The organism is Mesonia sp. K4-1, assembly GCF_008017825.1.
Classification (GTDB): Bacteria; Bacteroidota; Bacteroidia; order Flavobacteriales; family Flavobacteriaceae; genus Mesonia.
This window is the reverse complement of record NZ_VRLS01000003.1, coordinates 1-6,775: the sequence shown is the minus strand read 5'-3', so window position 1 is coordinate 6,775 and position 6,775 is coordinate 1. Positions and strand designations below refer to the sequence as shown.

General features: G+C 29.0%; 8 protein-coding genes. All 8 read right to left on the bottom strand.

Features of this window, described 5'->3' with window-relative positions; all coding sequences use genetic code 11:
* Nucleotides 1-194: 194 nt before the first annotated feature.
* The 8 genes from FT986_RS00055 to FT986_RS00020 all read right to left on the bottom strand — a co-directional run bounded on the left by FT986_RS00055 (nucleotide 195) and on the right by FT986_RS00020 (nucleotide 6,659).
* Nucleotides 195-629: a hypothetical protein gene (locus tag FT986_RS00055; protein WP_147863262.1), complete on the bottom strand. Its 435-nt coding sequence runs from the start codon at nucleotides 627-629 to the stop codon at nucleotides 195-197.
* 194 nt (nucleotides 630-823) lie between these two features.
* Nucleotides 824-1,489: a hypothetical protein gene (locus FT986_RS00050; protein ID WP_147863261.1), complete on the bottom strand. Its 666-nt coding sequence runs from the start codon at nucleotides 1,487-1,489 to the stop codon at nucleotides 824-826.
* 168 nt (nucleotides 1,490-1,657) lie between these two features.
* Complete coding sequence (locus FT986_RS00045; protein ID WP_147863260.1) at nucleotides 1,658-2,578, bottom strand: hypothetical protein; 921 nt, start codon at nucleotides 2,576-2,578, stop codon at nucleotides 1,658-1,660.
* Between the two features lie 152 nt (nucleotides 2,579-2,730).
* Nucleotides 2,731-3,666 carry a DUF4238 domain-containing protein gene (locus FT986_RS00040; RefSeq protein ID WP_187248540.1) on the bottom strand — a complete coding sequence of 312 codons (936 nt, stop codon included), beginning with the start codon at nucleotides 3,664-3,666 and terminating at the stop codon, nucleotides 2,731-2,733.
* Nucleotides 3,667-3,819: 153 nt separating this feature from the next.
* Nucleotides 3,820-4,143 carry a YegP family protein gene (locus FT986_RS00035; RefSeq protein WP_147863258.1) on the bottom strand — a complete coding sequence of 108 codons (324 nt, stop codon included), beginning with the start codon at nucleotides 4,141-4,143 and terminating at the stop codon, nucleotides 3,820-3,822.
* An 8-nt stretch (nucleotides 4,144-4,151) separates the two neighbouring features.
* Nucleotides 4,152-4,823 carry a HEPN domain-containing protein gene (locus FT986_RS00030; protein WP_147863257.1) on the bottom strand — a complete coding sequence of 224 codons (672 nt, stop codon included), beginning with the start codon at nucleotides 4,821-4,823 and terminating at the stop codon, nucleotides 4,152-4,154.
* 154 nt (nucleotides 4,824-4,977) lie between these two features.
* A complete protein-coding gene (locus FT986_RS00025) occupies nucleotides 4,978-5,610 on the bottom strand; it encodes a hypothetical protein (protein ID WP_147863256.1) in 633 nt (210 codons plus the stop codon).
* Between the two features lie 209 nt (nucleotides 5,611-5,819).
* Nucleotides 5,820-6,659, bottom strand: coding sequence for a hypothetical protein (locus FT986_RS00020; RefSeq protein ID WP_147863255.1), 840 nt, complete (start codon nucleotides 6,657-6,659; stop codon nucleotides 5,820-5,822).
* Nucleotides 6,660-6,775 lie beyond the last annotated feature (116 nt).

Genomic DNA, 6,775 nt, shown 5'->3' with positions numbered 1-6,775 from the left:
ACTCTGATGGACCTACCATCATCTTATTTACAGCATTCAACCCTTTTATTGCCATGGTTGATTCTTGGCACACTATGAATAGTTGCGGTTTTGTGTGCGAGGAATTTCCGAAGGAAATTCAGACGTAACAAAAATGCAACGACCTTTGGTTAAGCACTAATTTAGCAATTTTTTATACACGTTGTTGTGTGTAGTTATTTATTCATTGATTTGTCAACAAAATCAACTGCTTCTTTTATTTCTATTGTAAATACTCCGCCTTTTTCGCTGTCAAATGCTTCTTTCCATTGTAGGTAACCATCCATAAAATCGGGTAATTTATCGGTCGTACTTTCCAATTCAGTCAAACTTTTTATAGTAGTTTCTTTGTCAAATGGTAAGTGTCCTATTTCTTTGGAAATTCCGCCTTCAATATGTTCGTTTTTAATTTTTAGACCGTTAACAGCAATATGAACTATTTGACCTCTTTTTCCATAATCCTCAACTTTTAAAATCACGACTCTGGATTTTTCTTCTCCTTTTCGAGTATTATATTTCCAAATTTGTCCGCTTTTTAGTTCAGTAGTATTCTGAATTTCAGTTTTCTTGTCTTGTCCGAATAAACCAAAAAAAGAGAATAATATAATCATAGGATAAAGTTTAAAGGTTTGTTTCATTTTGTCTTGGACGTTTTCTTTAATTACACACAACGGTCTTGTATAATTACCCAGCTAAGGGAATTTGGAGAATAAAGATAGTAAAAAGAACTGACTTTGACGCGTGAGCGTCTGTGTCCGCAGGACACAAAACCTTAGTTGGAATTATACGTTGTTATGTACCGTTTTTATTTTTCTTTTAATGAGAATTCCAAATGTTCCAATCTTTTGGTTTCTATAATTTTAGAAATGTTATCTAAATTTCCAATATTTAATTTTAAAGGTTTACTACCTGAATTACGTGTAACTATTCTAAATTCATTTTGATAGGAATGTTCTTTTTTTTTATGAAATAATGATAATGGACCACTAAATTTTTTATGATCATAATAAGTAACAGCTTTTGCATTAAATTTTAATTGATTTTCTTTAAAAGTATTTTCTATTCTTTTCATAAATTCCATTGGTTTATGTATGAATAAAAAATGAGACCCAAATTCTTTCATTTTTATTGAGATTTTAAATTTTTTGTTATTATTAATCTCAGATTTTTTAATACAGTACATTGAATAAAGGTTTCCAGCACTTAAATCTTTATAGAGTTTCACTAATTTTTTTGGTTTGTGATCAGATATTTTTCCAGTTTTAGTATCTGTTATTTTAATTCTATATTTTGATGGATTTGAAAAATTTTCTAATCCGATTAAACTTTCATAATTATCTCCCCTAAAATTATTTTTTTCGTCTTTTTCAAACTTTTCGAATGGATTTAAAAATATAGTTCCATTTTCAAAGAGATCTTTTATATTTTTTTCAGATCCGAATTTTAATAAGAAAACGATTCGATCGTTCATTATTCTATATTATTTTTTATTAAATGGTATATAACGGTCTTGTATAACAATCAGTTGCGGATTGATTAAAAACTAAGATAGCTAAAATTCCCGACTTTTATGCTTGCGCGGTTGTGTCCGCAGGACACAAAGCCGCAATTGTTGTTATACGGTGTTGTGCCTCGTACTTTATTCCGTTTGTATTTTACTGTTTATCAGGTTCAAAAGTCCAACAGAGAGAGAAAATACGAAATAAGCGTCCTCTTTCTTCGCATTTGGGTATGGTTTTATGTTTCCATTTCTATCTGTCACGTGAGCATATTTTGAAGTAAAATCAAACAACGATTTTATACCTTTAAACAGGTCATTTATTCCCTCTTTATTATGCTGTTCTTCAGATAATTTTTTCTCTAAATCTTGTTTGAAAGGTGAATTATTATTGAATTTCAATCCATCAAAAAAATGTCTCGATGTATCCATAACTTTTTTCCATTCACCAAGTTTTATCCACTTTTCCATTTCTAAAATGTTCGAAGTTAAAAGTTCGATAAGGTTTTTCCATAAATCAGATATTTCAGAAGTGGATACGTCAAGTTCCAAAAGTAAAAATTTACCGATGCCCAATTTTGGAGAAAAATTCGTAACCCAATCGCTTTGCTCAATTTTAATTCTTGAATGTTTAGATTCAATTTTTAAACGGACTAAATCATTTCCCTGTAAATCATCTAAAGTCGAAGGCTGAATTAAGGTCTTAGCCACAAATTCTATATAAAATTCAGCAGATTTATTTTGTGTTTTTTCACGTTGTATTTCAATTGATTCGATTGCTTTAGGTGTAAGCAATGCACTTAATTGTACACTATGTCTGCCTGTACTTATCTCTCTCGATTTTTTTTCTTGCTCTGTTGTTAATTTCAGACCGAGGTTACTGTCAGTATTTAGTTGATATTCGGACAGTATGGAAATAATTTGACCATTTTGATGGCAAAGTTTACCAGTTAATGAAATCGGTATTTCATTAGAATACTCGAATTCTAAGTTTACCCAAATTTTTAACATCGGATTGATTGATTGTTGGTCAACTTCAATTTGAGTTCTACTAATATTCATTTATAGATGGATTTTTTTTCGTATGAGGCACAACGGTCTTGTATATTTGTCAGTTGTGGGAATTTAGGATTAAAGATAGTAAAAAGAACTGACTTTGATGCGTGAGCATCTGTGTCCGCAGGACACAAAACCACAATTGGAAATATACGGTGTTATAGGCAGTTTTTATATTTTTTAAGTTGTTCTGTATTTTTAGCAAAAACGAAGTCTTCTGATTTATCAAAGATTATTTGATTGAATTCTTCCACCTCATTTTCAGATATTTTTAAATGCTCAAACTTTTTTCCACTGTTGTAATGAATTTTGAAAGCTATTTTGGGATTTATTGGGTAAAAAAACTCTAACGATTTTACATTTCCTTTTTCGTTTTTTTCGTGTTCTTTAAGATTTATTATTGGTTGGTCTGATGTTATAAAATCAATTTCAGACGTATTTTCTATAAATATAATTTTCGTTTCTTTATAATGCATAAGTCCGTTGGCCATTCCAGTAGCTAAAACGAATGATAAAATATTGAAATATTTAGGAAGAATATTAAAATGATTCTCAAAACTTTTGGTGAAAGTACTTCTCATTTTTTTTGTTCTCACATACTGAAAACATAAAAAAAGAAATGTTTTCATTAATGAAGTATTCTCTTTTAAGAATTCTAAATCATCAACTTTTTTAACCTCAATTAATTTTTGTCCAAATTTTTCAAAATCAGAATGAAAATCTTCCATTAAATTGGATTTCATTAGTTTTAAACTTTCTTCTATTTCAGATTTTTTTTCTTTTGGAATATTAGTATTATTATTTAAAATTCTTTTAGCTTTTGAATAAGATATAAATAGATTAAAATATTCTTTAAATATTTCTTCTGTATCTTCATTACTAAGATTTATAATAATTTTTTTTAGATTTTTTTCTTCTTCAATTGTAAATTCTTCTAATGAATAGTAAAAATTTTTTTGCGCTACATTCATCAAGTTCGTAGTAGCAATTTTATTATTAATCTTTATTAAAGACGGAATTAGGTCTTTTGAATCAGACCAAGCTCTTAAATAATTTCTCCAAACGTAATGATGTCTTTTTTTTACTTGAGTCACAATTTTTTTTAAATTGCCTATAACGTTTATGTATATGAGCTGTGGCGTGTCTCGGTACAGACCTTTCCTGATAAAAACTGGCTTTGGGAAATCCGCAGGATTTTCCAAGTGAGGACAGACCAAGCCATAGCTTATATACTGTGTTGTAAGTAGTTATTCTTGTATTGAGGCATTTGGTGCATTTCTCTTTACAGATTCAATTCCGTTTTCTCTTGATTGAATAGTAGAATACATTTCACTTGTTCCAACTATAGCTCCGTTTTGAGATTTTAGATTGAAATAAAATTTTCCATTAGAAGATGTCAATCTTACAAACCTACCATCAAATGTTGCATTTGTTTTTACAGAATTAATTCCATTAATACAACCTTGCTTGCTTGTATATCCTTCACTCGTGAGAATAATTTCTGAATTAGCAGCTCTTAAAGTAAAGTAGAATTGCCCATTTCTCATCTGTTTTATTACGAATTTACTCATATGCAAATCTACTTATATTTTTTAAGATCAGTATAATAATTTTTTTCCCAAGGCAAATCTGCTGAACCAGTCATTCTAGCAATTTCATCTGCAATGTTTGAATCTATATTTATAACATTATCTATTATCATATCTTGATATACTCTTAATTTATTAATGTTCGCATAAGATGCTTTATTTCCATTATGAGCTATGTCTCCTCTCACACTTACAAAAGCGTCAATTTCTTCAGGATTAGTTGTACTCCATATTCTAGTATAGTCAGGTATTCCTAGGTAAGTGTCAAAAAGAGCTTTGAGTTTATTTGATTTTGGTGTATGTAATACTTTTGTTTCTGAAACTGCATAAGATTTCCAAACACTTTTCCAACCATCTCCTGCGAGTTCAATTGGCTTACTTTCATTTTTATCCAGTTTCACTTTAGAACTAATAGTCTTTTTTATTTTTTTATTCAAAAGGTTGACATCTGTTATTGAATCACAAATATTTTCAATTGCCTCAATCAATAAATCTTCATTATATCTTTCCCAAGCTGCACATAGCATTACAATTGCGCTTCTTGTAAGATGACCTAAACTCGTATTGCTAGATTTGTTTTTGGTATAATATGTATGTGTTTCTATTAGCTTAAGAACATCCATCCTAATATGAAGAAAATTAATATACGATTTTGATGGCATTCGATGTTTTTTAATTACTTACAACGGTTACGTATAAGAATAGTGCGGTTTTGTGTGCGAGGATTTTCCGCAGGAAAATCAGAAGTAACAAAAAAGCACTAGACTTTGATTAAGCACTAATCTATGCATTATTTTTATGCGATGTTGTAAACAGTTATTTTATTCGTACGTAATATGTTCTTATTTCTTCGGCTAATGCTTTTTCTCTTTCAACGTCATTTCTTATCATTGCTCTTTCATCTAATAATAACCAAGTTGTTCCGTTTGATTCTGTTTTTAAGTTTGGAAAAAGTCTTAATTCATTATCAGTTTTTTCCGTGCTAAATTCCCATATTTCGTTATTCTCAAATTTTAGACTATTGATATTAACTACAAAATCGTTAGGTTCATATTCGGTATGTTTAATTTTCTCATTTCTCGAAGCTATTGTGTCATTAACTTTATTATAAAATGAAATTATATTCTCTGTTATTATAATTTTTTCAAATGCAAAGAGACTAGTTTTGAGCTGTTTTAATTCCCATTTCCCTTTCCATTTAGATGATTCCATTTTTTGGTAAATCGGAAGTAATGAATCTATTCTTTGTTTTGCTTTGTCCTCAAAATCCGTTTTTAAATTCGGAAAACAAACTTGATGATAATAAAATAATGCTTCTAATCCGTTTGAGTTTTTTAGTAGCTGTTCAGCTTTTGTGAAATTTTCTTTTTGAGAATTTATTATATCATTATTCTGTCCAAATAGGTTTGAACTAATTAAAATTATTAATGATAGCAGAATGTTTCTCATAATTGTTTACAACGGTCTTGTATATGACAAGTAGCGTGCAAATTGACTAAAATATTCCGCCACGCCACAAGCCAAATCTTTTGTATTTTGCTTTTATCTTTTCTTTTCAAAATGCCAAATCAAAAGATTTGGCGGTTTACCAAATATACCAAAATTTTCGGTTTAGAAAAGACACAGCTATTTGTTATATACGGTGTTGGCAAATGTATTTATTTCAATTGCTTTCTTATAAACTGAATAAACCTATGTACTCCCAAACCTAAAATTGAATACATTAAACCTAAAATAAGAGTTAATATTAAGGGAATAGTAGCATCATTATACTCTTTAAATAATAAGACATACGAGATAATATATATAATTAACCCAAAAATAAGCATATAAATTATTGTTTTACCTAGCTCAGTATCAGAGTCTTCTTTAAGTTCAAGCCTTAAAGATTTATGTACAATATTAATATATCCAATAGGTACTTGACCATTAAAGTTTTCAACTAATAAATTAAATGTCGCTTCACTTCGACGATTGAAAACAGGTAAATGAAATTTTTTATTTTTCATTACCCAATCAACTTCTGATTTTAGCTGAACAGGAATTATATGGTTCGGGTTTAAATTCGCTTCTTGATTATTTTGAACATTTCTTTCGAGAACATTTTTATAATAGTTAAAATGATCATTTTCAAGTAAAATTGCTGTATTCGTTTCATTATAGAATCCAGACTGCCCTAGTATTTGGCTATTGGTATCTACTGATAAATCTACTTTTAAGTTTTCTAAATCTTTATTACTTGTATTTTCAATTTTAAAAGTTAATACACTTATATGTTTAATATCTCTCCCATTATGAGAAACTTTTATATCTCCCCAATAATTATCTTGTGATGAAGTAGCTATTGGTTGATTAAAAATAGAGAACTTAATAGTTGATAATCTATTTTTAAATTTTTCAAGATAAATTCCAATTACAACACTAATTAATCCTGTAAATATTAAACTAATTATGGTTGGAATAAATTGACTAATAATATCTGTTTCTTGAGAATTCATATATTTTTATATTTGCCAACGGTTTCGGCATCGAGTAGGCAAAGGGAATTTCACCCTAAGCCTCTCACAGAACCGTGCTTGAAAGTCTCCCCTCACACGGCTCTTGTTGTACAAAT